Source organism: Pseudoalteromonas sp. NGC95, from assembly GCF_015864705.1.
GTDB classification, from domain to species: Bacteria; Pseudomonadota; Gammaproteobacteria; order Enterobacterales; family Alteromonadaceae; genus Pseudoalteromonas; species Pseudoalteromonas arctica.
Genome location: NZ_JADYWR010000022.1, coordinates 30,139 through 47,563, shown reverse-complemented (window position 1 = coordinate 47,563; position 17,425 = coordinate 30,139). Strand labels below are relative to the sequence as shown.

The window sequence follows — 17,425 nt, the reverse complement described above, 5'->3', positions numbered from 1 at the left end:
GAACATTATTATTTAATAAAACTGTGGTTATTATATGTCCTTAACGCTTGGTCAAAACGTGCAAAGGAAAGGTTGATGTTTAAAGTAATCAAACGCTTGTTATTATTAATTGTGATTTTAGGGCTGGCAAGTACCGCTGTTGTTTATGGTGTGCTTAGTTTAAGTTTACCTGCCCTTGATGGAAACGGACGTAGTAACGCGGTAGTAGAGCCCGTAAAAATTTCGCGCGATGCACTAGGGCAAGCAGTGATAAATGCAAATAGCCGAAACGATGCCGCCTATGGTTTAGGTTATGCGCATGGGCAAGACCGATTTTTTCAAATGGATTTACTAAGACGTAATGCCGCAGGCGAGCTAAGTGAATTATTTGGCGAAGCCGCGTTGGGGCTCGATAAAAAGATGCGTTTTCATCAATTGCGTAAACGCAGCCAAATTATTTTACAAACGCTGCCTGAGACCGATAAGCAATTACTTAAAAGTTACGCTCAAGGTGTAAACGAAGGTTTAGCGCAAGTAGGGTATTCAAGCTTTGAATATTTACTAACCGGTACAACACAAAAGCCATGGCAAAGCGAAGACAGCCTACTTGTGATATTTAGCATGTACCTTGATTTACAAAGCGCCACATTTGAGCGCGACCAAGCACTCATTCAAATTGAGCAAGCGTACACAAAGCAAATGGTTGATTTTTTAACGCAACCAAGTAAGTACCAAGCCGCACTTGATGGCAGCAAATTAGCGCCTTATAACGCCGGTATACCTACTTTGCCAACTCAAACACAGCATACAGTTAAAAGCATTGAAGCTAACCAAGAGCGCGGCAGTAATAACTGGGCTGTTACAGGGGCGCTGACTAAAACAGGTGCTGGTATGGTGTCGGATGATATGCATTTATCGATGGCAGTGCCTGTAATTTGGTACAGAGCTCAGCTAAATTATACACAAAATGGAAAACCTGCTCAGGTAACCGGTGTATCGCTGCCCGGGGCGCCGGCCATCGTTGTTGGCACTAACAACAATGTTGCATGGGGATTTACTAACGGTTATTTAGATACAGCCGATTGGATTGCATTAAACGATGATAGTAAAACATGGCAAGTAGATGAACCTATTGTATTACCCGATGGGGAGGTTGAAAACTATTCATTACTACTCAGCGAATATGGCCCTGTAAAATACATTAACGAAAAACCTTATGCATTGAGCTGGGCTGCGCATCAGCCTTACGCCGTTAATATGCAACTCTTAAAGTTAGAGCAAGCCAAAACAGTAGATGATGCACTTGCTGTAGCAAGCGATGTAGGAATACCTGTGCAAAACCTAATGGTGGTAGACAGCCTTGGTAACGCAGCGTGGAAAAATATGGGCGGTATACCGGCGCGTAAAACGCCAAGTGAGCTTGGCGTAAATGCCGATGACTACTCAGCGCTTTGGCAGCAAACCGAATTAGAACGTCCCTTTATTAAAAACCCACAAAGCGGCAGATTATGGACTGGTAATTCTCGCGTGGTATCGGCTGAAGATAACGCGCGTTTTGGCAATGGTGGCTATGCACTCGGTGCACGTTCGAGTCAAATTCGCGATAGATTATTTGAAAAACAAACATTTGCAGAGAGCGACTTTTACGCACTACAGCTCGATAATCAAGCTCGCTTTTTAATGCCTTGGCATGCTCTGCTATTAAAGCAATTAAAAACAGATCAAACCAAAAATCAGCAATATATAACAGCGCTCGAAAATTGGCAGCAATGTGCGTGTTCAACCTCCATAGGGTATACCTTAGTTAAGCGCTACCGCGATGAAGTGATTAATATTTTATTTAGTAATATTGAAAGCCAATTAAATAAACAGCAAGGCACACTTAAATACGTAAAACGAGATTTAGAGCCCGCAGTTTGGCAGCTTATTAATAACAAACCCGATACGTGGATAAACCCGCAATTTAAAAGCTGGGATGCACAATTACACGGTGCATTTAACCAAACTATCACTAAGCTTACTGAGCAATTTGGTAATAATGTACAAAGCTGGCAGTGGGGCAAGGTCAATGAGTTAGTGATAGAGCATCCGTTTGCAAAGCAAATGCCGTTACTTGCTAAGTTATTAAATATGCCCACAGCAGCGGGTTTTGGTGATAGCTACATGCCCGCCGTACAAGGACGTAGTTTTGGCGCATCGCAGCGCTTTATTGCCCAACCTGGGCATTTAGAACATGCAATTTTAGCTATTCCCGGTGGGCAATCGGGGCACCCTCTTTCTGAATTTTATAGAGCGGGGTTTAGTGATTACGTAGAGGGTAAACATACACCTTTATTGCCGCAAACACTTATACATCAAATAGTCATAAGTCCTATTAAATAACGTTTAAGTGATCAGTGAGTGAGCTTAAATAGTGATAAAAACGTTCTATATTTATTAATTCATACAACAGAGAACAAAAATGAAAAAAATACTACCCGCATTAATAACAGGTTTATTACTAAGCACTACAGCGCAAGCAGATAATGGCCCAGTAACAGCACAAAAGCTAAGTGAGCATGTATACGTACTATTTGGGCAAGGCGGTAATATTGCAGCAAGTGTAGGTGATGATGGCATTTATATTATTGATGATCAGTTTGCCAAGTTATCAGACGACATTAAAAAAACAATTAGCGACTTAAAACCAGGCAGTGCAGAGTTTGTTATTAATACGCATCATCATGGCGATCATACCGGTGGCAACGAAAACTTTGCTAAAGCGGGTGCGCACGTTATAGCACACGACAATGTACATAAACGTTTAGAAGAGCAGCATGGCGAAGGGTCAGACTTTTTACCGCGCATTAGTTTTGGTCACGATTTAAAACTGCATTTTAATAATGAACACGCCCATGTAGTGCATTACGAACATGCACATACCGATGGTGACTCGGTTGTTTTTTTTAGTAACGACAACATAGTGCACATGGGCGATATTTACTTTAATTTTGGCAGCTTACCGTTTGTTGATGTAGATAGCGGCGGCAGCGTTGATGGTATTTTAGCGGCAGTAGACGATGTAGTTAAACAAATTGACGACAACACTAAAGTAATACCAGGACACGGTAAGGTAAGTGACCGTTCAGGACTGATAGCGTATGGTAAGCTAGTTCAAAACGCGAAAGACGTAATGCTAAAAGCAATGCAAAATAATGCAAGCTTAGAGCAAGTACTTAAAGCCGATCCATTGGCAGAACTTGGTCTTGAATACGCAGGCTGGTTACCAAAAGAGAAAGTAACCACACTCTTTTATCGCAGTTTAAAGTAGTACATCTAAAGTAAAAAACATGATACAAAGCTGAGTGTATTCTTGATTTAATCGAGCGTACATTCGGCTTTTATTTTCTTATGCCTAAAGGAGTTGTGTATGTCGGCAGAAAAAACCCATCTTGAAATTTGTAACTTAACCAGAGAGCAATATCCGCAAATTAAAACCTTGATGGATCAAGCGTATCCCGACTTAGGTGGTGCGTGGCCAAGTCATACCATTTTTAGATTAATAGACCAATTTCCTGAAGGGCAAATCGGTATTGTAGATGACGGCGTGCTGGTGGGCTTAGCGCTGAGCGTACAAGTTGATTACACACGTTTTTCAAACCCGCATACATACGAAGATATTGCAGATGGTCACGACCGTGTATTTAGCGATACCGATGGCGATGCGCTATATGGCTTAGATGTTGCCATTAGCGAAACTCACAGAGGCATGCGCTTAGGTCGTCGCCTTTATGATGCCCGTAAAGAACTGTGCCGCCAATATAACCTACGCGCTATTTTAGCGGGTGGTCGTATTCCACGTTATTACAATCACAGTAGTGAAATGACGCCAATGGAATACATTGCAAAAGTAGATCAGAGAGAGCTATACGATCCTATTTTAAGCTTTCAGTTATCTAACGATTTTCAGGTAAAGCGTTTACTTAAAAAGTACCTACCGGAGGATCAAGAGTCAGTTGGTTACGCCACTTTACTTGAGTGGAATAACATTATGTATGAGCCAACCGACACGGTACTTGAGTCAACTAAATCAATTGTGCGTGTGGGTGCTGTGCAATGGCAAATGCGCTGTGTTGAATCAGTTGAAGAAATGCTAAAACAGGTTGAATACTTTGTAGATACCGTATCTGACTACAAAAGTGACTTTATCCTATTCCCTGAATTTTTTAACGCGCCATTAATGGGCTTAGGAAATCAAAGCAACCAAACTGAAGCGATTCGTTATTTAGCGGAATATACCGAAACGTTTAAAAACGCGATGTCGCGTATGGCAATAGAATACAACGCCAATATTATTACCGGCTCTATGCCGCTTGCCGAAGACGATAAAATTTATAACGTAAGTTATTTATGCCACCGCAGCGGTAAAATAGACGAGCAACGTAAAATACATATTACCCCGCATGAACAAAACGATTGGGTTATTCAAGGCGGCGACAAAATTGCTGTATTTGAAACCGATGCTGGGCGTGTAGGTATTCAAATTTGTTATGACGTAGAGTTTCCTGAGCTTTCACGCATATTAGCAAAACAAGGGTTAGATATTTTGTTTGTCCCATTTTGGACCGACACTAAAAACAGCTACTTACGTGTGCGCCATTGTGCACAAGCGCGTGCAATAGAAAACGAATGTTATGTGGTTATTGCAGGCTCGGTAGGTAACTTACCACAAGTAGAAAGCCTTGATGTGCAGTACTCACAATCGGCTGTGTTAACGCCATCGGACTTTTCGTTCCCGCACGATGCAACACTTAACGAAGCCACACCTAATACAGAAATGCTGTTATTTAGTGACCTTGATATGGATAAGCTTAAAATCCTTCATAGCGAAGGTACAGTGCGTAACTTAAAAGATCGCCGCGAAGATTTATATGAAGTTATATTGAAAAAGAGAGATGTTTAATGGCGTGGATTTATTTGGTTATTGCCGGTTTACTTGAAATTGGCTGGCCGATAGGTTTAAAAATCTCACAAAACTCAGATACTCGCTGGCAAGGCATAGCAATAGCGGTGGCATTTTTAGTCGCTAGTGGCTTTATGTTGTGGCTTGCTCAAAGGCAAATATCAATGGGCACCTCATACGCCGTGTGGACAGGTATTGGCGCTGCAGGTACGTTTTTAGTCGGTATATTGTTTTATAACGATGCAGCTACGTTTGGTCGTATTGCGGGAGTATTAATGATTATTAGCGGTGTGATAACACTTAAAATAAGCTCTTAATTGGTAATTTGAATAAACGCTTAATTATGAATAGCGCAGGTATAAAAGCCTGCGCTTTTTTATGCTTTTAACTTGGCAACATGACTAAAACAGCGGCAATGGCTATGAGTATTAAGCCTGCAGTATCTTGTTTTTTAAGTGGCTGCTTTAACCAAAGTACGGCAATTAGCATGGTAAAAAATACTTCAACCTGTCCAAGTGTTTTAACGTAAGCAACGTGCTGTAAGCTCATTGCACTAAACCAGCCAATAGAGCCGACACAACTAAAAACACTAATAGCGGCTGTAGTGCCTTTGTATTGCCACAGTTTACTGAGCGTTTTTGGCTCTTTTAGTAATAAATAGCTCAGTAGTATTAGTGTTTGTAAGCTAATTACAAACAGCAAAACCCAAGCGGCTGAGTGTGGAAATAATAATCCTGAGTTTAAGCTCGCTTCACGTACCCACAGTGATGTAAGTGCAAAACAAGTACCACAAGCAAGTCCTAGTAATGCCGTTTTAGCATTAAAGTGTTTAACGCTTGTTATGCCGCTAAGTAGCAATACGGCAATAGCGCCAAAAAACACACCAAGCCAACCGAGTAAAGAAAGTGCCGAGCCAAAAAATAATACACCTAAAATAGCAGCTACTAACGCCTCGCTTTTGGCAAGCCCAGCACCTACGGCGTAATTATTCATTTTAAATAACTTAACCATTAAACCAGTGGCAAGTATTTGCATAACACTTGCGCCTACAATAAAGCCCCAAAAGGCATTATTAAACGTAGGCATGGCGGTATCTTGGTATTGATACAAACCATATAAATACACGGCAGCAATAGGGCCTGCAATAATAAAGCGGGAGAGGGTTACGCCAGCAACACTCACATCGTTACTTAATTTACTTTGCAGGGCATTACGCCATGCTTGCATGAAGGCGGCTAAAAAAGTGAAAAATATCCAGGTCATGGTCGTCATCGTTAAAATGTAAGGCAGTAAAGTTAACAAGCTTTGTGAAGTAAAGCGATGTATTAACTATGATGTTGAATATTCATCATCTGCGACATTATGTCGCATGGGTTTGAGGATATATTTAGCTATAGTAAGCCTGATGTTATTGTTAGCCGCCAGAGTTTGTCATAAAACGCATATGGCGGCTTTTTTATTGCGCTTATGCTAAATTATCCGAAACATCAAAAGGATAAATTATGACAACATTAGTTGTATGTGCATTACTTGCGGTATTAATGCCTTACTTTGCAAAAGTGCCGGTTGCTATAGCAATGGCAAAATTAGGTCGATACGACAACAAACATCCGAGGGCACAACAAACAAAATTAACCGGCTTTGGCGCAAGGGCGCTCGCTGCTCATCAAAACTGTTTTGAATCGCTCGCTGTTTTTGCTGTCGCGATTGCAGTTGTACTGGGCACTAACTCTGTAAGTGCAGTGACCGAAATGCTAGCGGTTACGCATATTGTGTCGCGTATTTTGTATTGCGTATTTTACTATATGAACCTAGATATAATTCGCTCATTAGTGTGGTTTATTGGTTTGGGTACAGCCATTGCCATGATTGTGGTGAGCTTATAACTTTATAGCGTAAAACTACAAAGCAAGCAGCCTAAAAGGGCGCTTGCTTTGTAGTCTTGAACAACTCGTGGCGTTAATGCGATACTTTAATTCGCTCAATTAAATCGGTAGGTGCCACTTCACTATTAATCGCAAAATCTAGTTGCACAAGTACATCTTCAAAACCTGAATCTGATGCTTTATATTTCCATTTTGCTAGTGCCTCTTTCGCTGATTTATCAAAAACATCTTTAGGTTTTGATTGAATAACACTAATGTTTTTTGTTTTACCGTTTGCTGCAATATCGTATTTTAATACAACAGAGCCGCTGATCCCTTGTTGAGCTGCTTGTATTGGATAAGCCGGCTCAATGCGTATTGTTGGTGAAATATGTTCCTCTTGCGTTTTATTTACTTCTGGTTGCTTTGCAATTGCTAATCCGCTTAGCATACTTGCGGCTACAAGTAATAAGCCACCTTTAGCAAGCTTTGAACGCTCCCCGCTGTGTTTTATATTAATTAGTCGTTGTAACATGGTTTTTTTATCTCCGTAGTGTGAATAAGCCATAAGTCCTGTGGGCGCATTTGCCGCGCAGTTTATCAAGGCTTTGCTATATAAAATATGTTGTTGTGTGGTTTTATTGCTAAGTACCCGTTCATCACAAGTCAGCTCTTGTAGTCGGCGCATGCTTGCGTAACAAAACCAAGCTAGTGGGTTAAACCAAAGTAAAATAGTAGGTAGTAATACAAGTGCGTTTGTTAGGTTGTCTTTGCGTTTTATGTGTACGTTTTCGTGCTCTAAAATAAGCGCTAATGTGGCTTTATCAAACTGGGTATTGTAGTTACTCGGTAACACCAGCTTGCTGTTTAAAATACCCACCACCATTGGCGTGGCTACATGTTGGCTGGTATAAGTTTTAACATCAGCGGTAAGAGTGCCTTCAAATTGTGTTAACTCAGTTAACTGCAGGCTTTTAACAAAACGGGTATGTGTAATAAAGCTAGCTATTAATAACCCTGCGGTAATAAGTACATACATGAGCGCCCAGCTAATACCCATTTCATGTGTAAAAGGCTGGTTAGGGGTGATTAAGTAATGGCTAATATTGCTATTTTGCAGTGGTTTAATCGCATTTGGTAAATTAGCAATAACCAATGCCGCAGGTAATAGCCATGCTAATTTATATACAAACCGCGAGCCAAGGGCTTTTAAACCAAATCGCTCGAGTAAAATAAATCCACAAAACAAAATGCTTAATAGTAATTGCTGCTCAATCAACCAATTAAAACCAGTTTGAATAACCATGTTAATCCCTTACTTTTGGTTTTTTTCCCAGTCATCTATAACTTTTTTAAGCTCGTTTATATCTTGCTGAGAAAGCTGCTCCGATTTAGCAAAACCACTTACAAGTGGCGCAATACGCCCACTAAAAAAGCGCTCAATAAAGTTTTGGCTTTCTTTTAAGGTGTAGTCGGCGCGCTCCATACACGGCATATAAATATACTGACGACCTTCTTTTTCAAATGTAAGTGCGCCTTTTTTTACTAGTCGACCTAGTAGGGTTTTAATGGTTTTTTCGTGCCATTGCTTATCGTCGCTTAAGCGCTCAATTATTTGGCTCGCGGTGGCGGGGTAGTTAATCCAAAGTGCGTCGAGCACGTCAAACTCTGCTTTTGATAACTCAATCATGCTATTGCCTACAAATGTAATCTTTAATTAAAGACTACACCTGTAATCTTTAATTGCAAGTTTATTTTTAACTTTTTGAGATGTAATTAAGTGACTTGGTATTAGATTTTTGAAATATCGTTTTTATTAATTTGTATATATTGGTTTTCAGGTAGGTTTAGTTTTGAAAGGGTGAGGTCACTAAATTGCACTCTAAATAAATCAATTACTTTATATCCGCAGTAATGCGCCATTTTACGTATTTGTCTGTTTAGCCCTTGTTTTAAAACAATACTAAACTGATTGCTGGCTATTTTATTTACTTCACAAGGCAAGGTTATGTGTTTATCAACTGGTACGCCTGCTGCCATTTTTTTACAAAAAGCATCGTCTAAAGGCTTATTTACGGTGACTAAATAATGTTTAGGCTGGTGGAAGTCAGGATGTATTAGTTGATTACAAAAATCCCCATCGTTGGTCAAAATAAGCAAACCGCGAGAGTCTTTATCTAATCGACCAATAGGGTAAACGCGGGTGAGTGTGGGCAAATGGTGAATAAGGCTGGCTGGGTCATCAATATTTAATTTGCAGTCAATACCTACTGGTTTGTGGTACGCAAAATAAACTAAATCGGCAGCACCTTTAATTTCTTTTTCATTCACTATTACAATGTCTTGCTCATCAACGTGATCTATATGATTCGCTGGGCGATTATTTACAGTCACAACACCTTCATCAATTAAACGCGATGCCTGTTTACGAGAACAAATACCTGCATGGGCAATATATTTAGCGAGTCGGACTTTTGTGCTCATAACGTGTGACGCCAGCGGCTAATAAAAATTTGATCGTGATTATAGCAAAGCTGCGTATCGATAATGTTAAATAACCAGAACTCAGGTTAAATATAAAAAGGTAGCCAGGATGGGTATTAAATTTTCACAGTTAAAAAAGCACGAGCCGCTACAAAAAGTCATTGTTCACTCGTTAGATATGGCGCTTTATCAAGTATCAGTAATGATTAATAACGTTGAATACTATGTAACAGAAGACAGCGGTGAGTTTTTAAGAGCGCTAAGCCCACTGCATGTTCAAAAGCGTTTTGACAAAATAGCGTATGCCGAAATGGTACTGCGCCAAACAAGCGCTTACGACGAAATGTGCGGTCAGCCAGAAAAAACCGGTAGCAATATGCTTGAAGTACCTTACGGTAAAAATAATCTTTATTGATTGAGCTAATTTGCTAGTATCTGCTTTTTAAGGGCGATAAATGTATCAGTTAAAAGTAGATAATACCGATGCGTTAAACTCAGCGCTTCGCGCACAAATGGTTGAATTTAACGCCCAGCATTTTGATGCGCAAAGAGTGCCATTAGGCTATAAATTTACTGATGAGCAAGGCGAGCTTGTTGCCGGTATTAGTGGGTGTGTGTTTGGAAATTGGCTGATGATTAGTTGGCTTTGGTGTAGCGATAGTGCACGAGGTAAAGGGCTTGCAGATAAATTGCTAACGGCACTTGAGCAAGCTGCTATTGAGCTAGGAGTAACAACTGCTCAGCTTGATACACTTGATTTTCAAGCAAAACCTTTTTACGAAAAGCGCGGTTATAGTGTTAAGTATCAACTTAATAATTACCCACGCTCAGGTACGCGTTACTTTATGGAAAAGCCACTTTAATTTTTGCTGGCTATTTTTCTTTTAGTGGCTCGCCTTCAAAGGTAATACCTAAAAAAGGTGTTGCCTCTGGTGCTAACATAAAAGTGCGAATATTTAGGTGATCATCGCCTTTTGGGTTTTGCAGCACGTCGTCTCGGTAAAACTTACCAAAACAATCCAACGTATTTTGTTTACTTAAATCGTTTAATTTAGCAAACGCAAAAATTTTACATGAGCCGTTGTTCTCACTCGCAGCGCTAAGTAATCCATGGTTATTAAAGCCACATGCAGTAAAGTCGTAATTTGCTTCAATCACCGCCATTGTATCGGTAAATTGAATGCTTTTTGGGTTTTCAGCAAGTGCTTTTAAATAGTTATTTAGTGTCATGTGTTACCTTTGGATTTTTAATTATTTAGCGCTCAACTCTAGCTCATCTGTTTGCTGATTTATATTGAATTTAAATCGCGATAAAAAGTTCATCCCTAGCAAACCTTGTCCGCGTGTGTTTTCAATGCTCAACACTTCAAAACCATAAATAATTTGCGAGCCCACTTTAAACGATTCAATTTGATAACGTTTTACAACAATTTGACCGTTAGCTGTGTTTACCGTTACATCGCCTAAATATAAAGGTTGTGGCGAAATTTGCTCAATTATACTTGTAGGTAGTGAGGTTACGCTTGCGCCTGTATCAATCATTAGTTCGGTCGATAGATTGTTATTTATTTCGGTGTTTATTAAGTAATGCGCGCCGTAAGGCGTTAAAGCAACAAAGTCGTCTTGCGATTGTGCTTTATTGATCATAGCTTGCTGTGTTTGCACTTGGCTTTTTAGATTGTGCTGGTTTGGCATTCGATTAAGGGTTGCTTGTGCACTAATTAAATCGCCTTGCTGAAAGTAGGCGTACGCAAGCGGATATAAAAACTGCGCGTTATCGCTTTTATAATCAAGCCAAATTTGTGTTTGCTCAATAATAGCTTGCCAATTTTGTTGCTCAGTTAATGTGTGTAATTCGTTTTGAGTGAGCGTATTTAAACGTGTATTTACGTTGTTTTGCTGATCAGCAGGTTGTAATGAATTAAGCTCAAATAAAGCAATAATGGCGTTTTGTGTTTGCTCGCTATTTATTAAATACTCAACCTGTAAGTTAAGTAATTCTACGTTATAAGGGCTGTTATTTAATAGCGCATTGAGAAATGATTCACTGAGTAATAAATTGCTATTTAGCCATGTTTCAAGCTGTATCAGCCACGATGAATAAAGGTTTTTTGCACTTTCTGGATTGTTGTTTTTGAGTTGTTGATAGCTACTAAGTGCGGCTTCAAATTGGTGTTGTTTAAATTGCTGCTTTGCCGTATTTAGTAACGTATCTTGTTGTTTAGGCGATATGCTTTGCTGGGCACTTTGCGTTTTTTGTGGTGTAGTTAACGCAGGCTGCGGCCATAATAAATAAGCGTTAAGGCTAAGCGAGCCAATTAATAGCAAGGTGATTAGCTTGGTATAGTGGCTCATTGTGACCTCTTATTTTTAAACGAGTAGGTTATTTAATAAAGTGCGTTAAAGCATGGATGTTGACTATTTCAATATCAGCCAGCCCTTTATAAGCATAATTGGCGCCTTGATCATTTAACCATACCGATTGGCAACCGGCATTATTTGCGCCTTGTACGTCGGTATCTAGGCTATCGCCAATATGTAAAATATCGCTTTTAGCAACATTTAAATGTGTGGCTGCTTTATCAAATAGGGTGCTGTGAGGTTTTGCTTTACCGTGCATACCTGCTTGCAGTACGAGTTCAAATTTATCGTGTAAGTTAAAGCGTTCAATTTCAACGTTACCGTTAGTAATCGCAACAAGCGTAAAGTGTTTGGCTAGGTTATCTAGTAAGTTAAGTACGTCATCGCTTACGACTATGTTGCTGCGCGCATCGGCAAAGGCGTTATAGGCGGCATTTGCATGGCGCTCTACATCATCTGCGGTAAACCCAAGTTTAGAAAGCGCTAAACGTAGGGTGTGTTTGCGCCATTTAGTTACATCATCTGCGAGATCTGGGTTTTGTATTACGGCAAGTTCGCGACATAGTTGCCAGTACTTTGGACCTTGCTCTTGATAGCCCGGTAGCGCGTTTAAATAATTTTGTTGGGCTTTAACGGCTGCTTTTATAATAGGGTGATTGCTGTATAGCGTGTCGTCTAAGTCAAAGCTCATGACAGAAAATGGCTTAATAGCACGATTAAATCGGATCATATTTATTTTCCTAATCAGTTCGTTTTTTTGCGCGAGGGTGAGTGTTGTCGTACACCTTGGCTAAATGCTGAAAATCTAAATGTGTATACACTTGTGTAGCCGACAAACTGCTGTGCCCTAGTAATTCTTGCACGGCGCGTAAATCACCAGATGATTCTAAAATATGTGACGCAAACGAGTGGCGCAGCTTATGCGGGTGAACCTGCGAGCTAATGCCTTGTTTTATTCCCCACTCTTGCATGCGTAGGCGCACTTGGCGAATCGAAATACGATTTTTTTGGCTACTTAAAAATACTGCTATTTCATCGGGCTTTGTAAATTGAGGGCGTATTGTGAGCCATTTTTTTAATGCGTCTAACGCTTTTTTACCCACCGGAATTAATCGCTCTTTATTGCCTTTACCACGCACTAAAATTTCGCCATTAGCAGCGCTAATATCTTGCATGTTAGCGCCAACTAATTCGCTTATACGCAGCCCTGATGAATACATAAGCTCCATCATTGCTTTATCTCTAATTGCGAGAGGCTCGTCGTCGGGTATTTCGAGTAAGCGTGCCATTTGATCTACATCGAGATTTTTAGGTAGGGGCTTTGCAAATTTAGGGCCTTTTATACCTATAGCCGGATTATGATAATGCGATTGCTCGGCAATGTTTTTTGCTTTTAAAAACTTATACAAACTACGAATACAGCTGAGCTTTAAACTAATAGTACGCCCACTTAATTGTTTTGATCGCAGTGCCATGCTGTAGCGGCGAATATGTTCGCCTTGTACGCCAAACCAGTCATCACATAGTTTGCTAAAATAAAGGGCTGCAAAGCCAAGCTGGCTTACATATTGGTTTACGGTGTGCGCTGAATATTGTTTTTCAAACTTTAAATAATCGCTAAATAGCGTTATGGGTGTACGCCAATTGTCGCTTAACTGGGTAGTATTAGGCGCATCGTCACTCATGCTAGTTTTTGCAACCGCAGGTGTAATGCGTTTATAAAGTCGAGTACAAAGAGGTTATCTTGAGCGGGCTCAAAATGGTTTACGTTACTGCTACCAAACGCCAAAATAGCGATAGGGTGTTTAGTGTCGCCAATTAAATAAATCGCGACAGATTGTGTATCTTCACTAAATAATAATTCGCGCTCTTGCTGATTAATACGCCCTAAATAATGCCCAGAATGAGTAAGGCGATGTGAAATAAGTTCGTCGTAATCGGGATCATATTTCACTAATTTGCAGTCGTTAACATCTTCACTTGAGCAAATTATATTGCGTAGATTATTTGCAAGAGTGTCAAAATCGTCATGATTCCAAAGCTGGCGATGGCACTGGCTAAACAAACGATATACAAGCTCGTTTTGCGTTGCATGCTTGCTCATAGCGTCTATCTGGTTTTTTAAAAGCGTGTTGTGTTCGCGTAATTGGCGTTGCTGAATATGTACCAGCGACGTTGCACCTTGAGCTTGCAGTTGCAACTCAAGTTGTGCAAGTAGCTCAGGGTGCTGAACCAAAAAATCAGGATGTTGCTGTAAGTAATCAATAACCTGTTCTTTACTTAGCTCGCTCATAGCGCTACTTGCCCGTCGAACACATGCTCTGCGGGGCCAGTCATGCGTACTGGGTGACCTTCGCCACTCCAACGTACTTGTAAGCTACCGCCTGGTAAATCTACTTGAACGGTTGTTGATAACTTATTTTGCATATGACCAATCACCATTGCTGCACACGCACCTGTGCCACAGGCTAGGGTTTCGTTAACGCCGCGCTCCCACACTCTTAATTTAATGTGTTCATGCGATACAACTTGCATAAAGCCAATGTTCGCTTTTTGCGGAAAACGTTCGTGGTTTTCAAGTAATGGACCCAATATATCAACTTGCGCGGTGGTTACGTCGTCAACTTCTAGCACGCAATGCGGGTTACCCATAGATACCGCGCCACTAAATACAGTGTGTTCTTCGGTTCTAATAATATAAGTAAGCTCACGCTTGCTCGCTTTTAAAGGGATTTTACTTGGCTCAAAATTTGGATGACCCATGTTAACCGTTACTTGACCGTCTTTTTCTATGTAGAGCGTTAAGTTGCCCGACTTGGTCGACACAGTAATTTTATGCTTGTTAGTAAGGCCCTTCATACGTACAAAGCGGGCAAAACAGCGTGCGCCGTTACCGCATTGTTCTACTTCGGTACCATCGGCATTAAATATTCGATAATGAAAGTCGAGATCAGGAGAATATGGCGCTTCAACCATTAGCAATTGGTCAAAGCCAATGCCAAAATGGCGATCTGCCAGTTTTTTGATTTGATCTCGCGACAAAAAAACATTTTGTGTAATGTTATCAATCACAACAAAGTCGTTGCCTAAGCCGTGCATTTTGGAAAAATTAACTAACATAGCGCTCTAATTCGGTTTTGCTCTGTGCTAATCATGCCACAGAGCAGCTAGTAGACAAAAACGTTTATGGTAAAACTTTCTCACCTTGATAAAGGCTTTCAATAGTTTCGCGTTCACGAATAAGATGGTGCTGCTGACCATCTACCATTATTTCTGCAACACGCGGGCGCGAGTTGTAGTTTGAACTCATGGTAAAGCCATATGCACCAGCACTTCGTTGTGCGAGTAAGTCGCCTTGTTTAAGCGCTAGTTCACGATCTTTTCCTAAAAAGTCGCCGGTTTCGCACACAGGGCCCACAATATCAAAGTTGTGAGTCGGTGTTTCGTCGTCGCGAACTGATACCGGAATGATTTTTTGCCACGCTTGATAAAGCGCAGGGCGAAGCATGTCGTTCATACCTGCATCTACGATGGCAAAAAATTTGTCTTGGTTTTGTTTAATAAATTCAACTTGAGTAACTAAAATACCTGCGTTAGCTGCAATAGCGCGCCCTGGTTCAAAAATAAGTTCAAGATGTTTGTAGTTAGCTAAGCGTTCGGTAACTTGCGCTGCATATTCACTTGGGTGTGGTGGTTGCTCATTGTTATATGGCACGCCTAAACCGCCACCAATATCTAAGTGAGTTAGCTCAATACCATTAGTTTTTAGCTCATCAATAAGCGCCATGAGTTTATCAAGGGCTTCTAAAAATGGTCTTACTTCAGTTAATTGAGAGCCAATATGGCAATCAACACCAATAATTTTTAAACCAGGTAAAGCCGCTGCTTGTTGATAAACACTTACAGCAGTTTGTATATCAATACCAAATTTATTTTCTTTTAAACCAGTAGAAATATACGGATGTGTTTTTGCATCTATGTCGGGGTTTACGCGAATAGAAATAGGCGCTTCTAGGTTAAGCTCGCAAGCCACTTCAGAAATACGCTCAAGCTCAGAGGCTGATTCAACGTTAAAACATTTAATGCCCAGTTTTAATGCGTAAGCTATTTCGTCAGACGTTTTCGCCACGCCCGAAAAAACCACTTTAGAAGCATCGCCTCCCGCTTTAATTACACGCGCAAGTTCGCCTTTGGATACAATATCGAAACCCGAACCTAGGCGCGCTAATATATTAAGCACGGCTATATTTGAGTTTGCTTTTACGGCGTAACATACCAAGCTTTTATGATTTTTAGTGGCGTTAGCAAACGCTAAGTAATGGCGTTCAAATGTAGCGCGCGAGTACACATAACACGGCGTACCGTATTGCTGCGCTATGCTTGCCACACTGACGTCTTCGGCAAATAATTGGTTGTTTTTGTAGTTAAAATAATCCATTTATTGCTCCTGACTTTGCGATGTTTTGACTTGCTCAGCGGTAGTGGCTGGTTTAACTGTATTTTGAGGTTGGTTTTGCTCTGTTTGTTGCTCTGGTAAATATAACGGACCGCTTTGTCCACAGCCAGCTAAGGCGCTTAACAGTACAGTGCTTATTAATAGTTTTTTTAATTGTAAGGTATGTGTCGCTTTCATTAGATTAATACGGTTGCTGGCTTTATAATCGCAGAGTAACAGAATATCTAAAAAATGCAGCTATTCGCGGATGATTTTATTCCTGTTACACTAGCTGCACATTTTTAAAGCTAATTCAAAGCTAAAACGTACCCAATATTAGGCGGCTCGCCTGCAAAGGAAATAACAATGACTGAACACGAATATCACCAATTAGCCGAAGCTCTTATGTTCACTATTGAAGAGCAGGTTGATGATTGCGAAGCTGATTTAGATTACGAATCGGCACAAGGTATTTTAGAAATTATTTTTCCTGATAAAAGTAAAATAGTGATTAACAAGCAAGCACCTCTTCATCAAGTATGGGTTGCGACTAAGTTTAACGGACATCATTTTGAAATGCGTGATGGGCTATGGATTGATAACCGTTCTGGCGCTGAATTTTGGGCGTTTATAAATGAAGCCTCAACTCGCCAAGCAGGCCAAGAAGTTAAGTGGCAATCATCACTATGAGTTTAGAATTTGTAGAATATGCAGCCCAAAGTGAGCACAAAGCAACGGTTATTTGGTTACATGGTTTAGGTGACTCTGGGGATGGTTTTGCGCCAGTAGCTCCGCAGCTTAATTTACCAAGTGAGCTTGGTATACGGTTTGTTTTTCCGCATGCGCCAGTACAACCGGTCACCATAAATGGTGGCATGGAAATGCGCTCTTGGTACGATATTAAATCTATAGAATTAGATAAGCGTGCCGATGAACAAGGCGTAAGGGATTCGGCTGCAAAGGTAGAAGAGTTAATTAATAAAGAAATTGCTAATGGTATACCTGCTAATAAAATTATTTTAGCTGGCTTTTCTCAAGGTGGTGTTGTGTCTCTGCATTTAGCGCCGCGCTTTGAGCAAAAGCTTGGGGGTGTTATGGCGCTTTCTACTTATATGTGTGTGCCGCAAAAATTTGCTGATGAAGCAAAGCATACTGATTTAAACGTATTTATGGCTCATGGTAGCCAAGATAACGTTGTACCGCATAGTGCGGGAAGAAGTGCGTTTGAAGTATTAACAGCACATAACATGGATGTAAGCTGGCAAGAATACCCAATGGCTCACCAAGTTTGCGCAGAAGAATTGCAAGCTATTCGCCAATGGTTAATTGCTCGTTTAAGCTAATTTTGGAACCGCTGAG

At 40.5% G+C, this 17,425-nt stretch carries 21 protein-coding genes; 9 read left to right on the top strand and 12 right to left on the bottom strand.

Annotated elements, in window-relative coordinates:
* Window positions 1-75: 75 nt before the first annotated feature.
* The 4 genes from I6E70_RS16925 (at window position 76) to I6E70_RS16910 (ending at window position 5,238) form a co-directional block, all read left to right on the top strand.
* On the top strand, window positions 76-2,361 hold the full coding sequence (locus I6E70_RS16925; RefSeq protein WP_197189248.1) for a penicillin acylase family protein: 2,286 nt from the start codon (window positions 76-78) through the stop codon (window positions 2,359-2,361).
* A 79-nt stretch (window positions 2,362-2,440) separates the two neighbouring features.
* A complete protein-coding gene (locus tag I6E70_RS16920) occupies window positions 2,441-3,289 on the top strand; it encodes an MBL fold metallo-hydrolase (RefSeq protein ID WP_197189247.1) in 849 nt (282 codons plus the stop codon).
* Window positions 3,290-3,388: 99 nt separating this feature from the next.
* Window positions 3,389-4,921, top strand: coding sequence for a bifunctional GNAT family N-acetyltransferase/carbon-nitrogen hydrolase family protein (locus I6E70_RS16915; RefSeq protein ID WP_010554553.1), 1,533 nt, complete (start codon window positions 3,389-3,391; stop codon window positions 4,919-4,921).
* Window positions 4,921-5,238 carry a DMT family transporter gene (locus I6E70_RS16910; protein WP_007580521.1) on the top strand — a complete coding sequence of 106 codons (318 nt, stop codon included), beginning with the start codon at window positions 4,921-4,923 and terminating at the stop codon, window positions 5,236-5,238. The genes I6E70_RS16915 and I6E70_RS16910 overlap by 1 nt, the downstream gene beginning before the upstream one ends.
* Window positions 5,239-5,305: 67 nt before the next feature.
* Here I6E70_RS16910 and I6E70_RS16905 read toward each other — a convergent pair whose 3' ends face one another.
* Entirely contained in the window at window positions 5,306-6,184 is an 879-nt protein-coding gene (locus I6E70_RS16905; protein WP_197189246.1) for a DMT family transporter, read from the bottom strand.
* A 239-nt stretch (window positions 6,185-6,423) separates the two neighbouring features.
* On the opposite strand from I6E70_RS16905, the gene I6E70_RS16900 reads away from it, so the two are divergent.
* On the top strand, window positions 6,424-6,807 hold the full coding sequence (locus tag I6E70_RS16900; RefSeq protein ID WP_197189245.1) for an MAPEG family protein: 384 nt from the start codon (window positions 6,424-6,426) through the stop codon (window positions 6,805-6,807).
* Window positions 6,808-6,880: 73 nt separating this feature from the next.
* Here the strand turns inward: I6E70_RS16900 and I6E70_RS16895 are convergent, their stop codons facing one another.
* The 3 genes from I6E70_RS16895 to I6E70_RS16885 form a co-directional block, all read right to left on the bottom strand.
* Window positions 6,881-8,092, bottom strand: coding sequence for a M56 family metallopeptidase (locus I6E70_RS16895; RefSeq protein ID WP_197189244.1), 1,212 nt, complete (start codon window positions 8,090-8,092; stop codon window positions 6,881-6,883).
* 9 nt (window positions 8,093-8,101) lie between these two features.
* Window positions 8,102-8,476, bottom strand: coding sequence for a BlaI/MecI/CopY family transcriptional regulator (locus I6E70_RS16890; protein WP_007580531.1), 375 nt, complete (start codon window positions 8,474-8,476; stop codon window positions 8,102-8,104).
* Between the two features lie 101 nt (window positions 8,477-8,577).
* On the bottom strand, window positions 8,578-9,270 hold the full coding sequence (locus I6E70_RS16885; protein ID WP_197103193.1) for a pseudouridine synthase: 693 nt from the start codon (window positions 9,268-9,270) through the stop codon (window positions 8,578-8,580).
* Between the two features lie 109 nt (window positions 9,271-9,379).
* Here I6E70_RS16885 and I6E70_RS16880 point away from each other — a divergent pair, with 109 nt between their 5' ends.
* A complete protein-coding gene (locus I6E70_RS16880) occupies window positions 9,380-9,685 on the top strand; it encodes a DUF6482 family protein (RefSeq protein ID WP_024589642.1) in 306 nt (101 codons plus the stop codon).
* 40 nt (window positions 9,686-9,725) lie between these two features.
* Complete coding sequence (locus I6E70_RS16875) at window positions 9,726-10,133, top strand: GNAT family N-acetyltransferase (RefSeq protein ID WP_121953451.1); 408 nt, start codon at window positions 9,726-9,728, stop codon at window positions 10,131-10,133.
* 10 nt (window positions 10,134-10,143) lie between these two features.
* Here I6E70_RS16875 and I6E70_RS16870 read toward each other — a convergent pair whose 3' ends face one another.
* The 8 genes from I6E70_RS16870 to lptM form a co-directional block, all read right to left on the bottom strand.
* A complete protein-coding gene (locus I6E70_RS16870; protein WP_007580539.1) occupies window positions 10,144-10,500 on the bottom strand; it encodes a HopJ type III effector protein in 357 nt (118 codons plus the stop codon).
* 21 nt (window positions 10,501-10,521) lie between these two features.
* Window positions 10,522-11,625, bottom strand: a complete 1,104-nt coding sequence (locus I6E70_RS16865; protein WP_197189243.1) for a retroviral-like aspartic protease family protein — start codon at window positions 11,623-11,625, stop codon at window positions 10,522-10,524.
* 28 nt (window positions 11,626-11,653) lie between these two features.
* On the bottom strand, window positions 11,654-12,361 hold the full coding sequence (locus I6E70_RS16860) for an HAD-IA family hydrolase (RefSeq protein WP_197189242.1): 708 nt from the start codon (window positions 12,359-12,361) through the stop codon (window positions 11,654-11,656).
* A gap of 10 nt (window positions 12,362-12,371) precedes the next feature.
* On the bottom strand, window positions 12,372-13,316 hold the full coding sequence (locus I6E70_RS16855) for a tyrosine recombinase XerC (protein ID WP_197189241.1): 945 nt from the start codon (window positions 13,314-13,316) through the stop codon (window positions 12,372-12,374).
* Window positions 13,313-13,924: a DUF484 family protein gene (locus I6E70_RS16850; protein ID WP_197189240.1), complete on the bottom strand. Its 612-nt coding sequence runs from the start codon at window positions 13,922-13,924 to the stop codon at window positions 13,313-13,315. The genes I6E70_RS16855 and I6E70_RS16850 overlap by 4 nt, the downstream gene beginning before the upstream one ends.
* On the bottom strand, window positions 13,921-14,751 hold the full coding sequence (gene dapF / locus I6E70_RS16845) for a diaminopimelate epimerase (RefSeq protein ID WP_007580548.1): 831 nt from the start codon (window positions 14,749-14,751) through the stop codon (window positions 13,921-13,923). Before dapF ends, I6E70_RS16850 begins: the two co-directional genes overlap by 4 nt.
* A gap of 64 nt (window positions 14,752-14,815) precedes the next feature.
* Complete coding sequence (gene lysA, locus I6E70_RS16840) at window positions 14,816-16,069, bottom strand: diaminopimelate decarboxylase (protein ID WP_007580550.1); 1,254 nt, start codon at window positions 16,067-16,069, stop codon at window positions 14,816-14,818.
* The gene (gene lptM / locus I6E70_RS16835) at window positions 16,070-16,264 is read right to left on the bottom strand and encodes an LPS translocon maturation chaperone LptM (RefSeq protein WP_197189239.1); all 195 of its coding nucleotides are present in this window, start codon (window positions 16,262-16,264) and stop codon (window positions 16,070-16,072) included.
* A 168-nt stretch (window positions 16,265-16,432) separates the two neighbouring features.
* On the opposite strand from lptM, the gene cyaY reads away from it, so the two are divergent.
* Window positions 16,433-16,756, top strand: a complete 324-nt coding sequence (cyaY, locus tag I6E70_RS16830; RefSeq protein ID WP_002960979.1) for an iron donor protein CyaY — start codon at window positions 16,433-16,435, stop codon at window positions 16,754-16,756.
* Complete coding sequence (locus I6E70_RS16825) at window positions 16,753-17,409, top strand: alpha/beta hydrolase (protein ID WP_007580555.1); 657 nt, start codon at window positions 16,753-16,755, stop codon at window positions 17,407-17,409. Before cyaY ends, I6E70_RS16825 begins: the two co-directional genes overlap by 4 nt.
* Window positions 17,410-17,425: the final 16 nt, after the last annotated feature.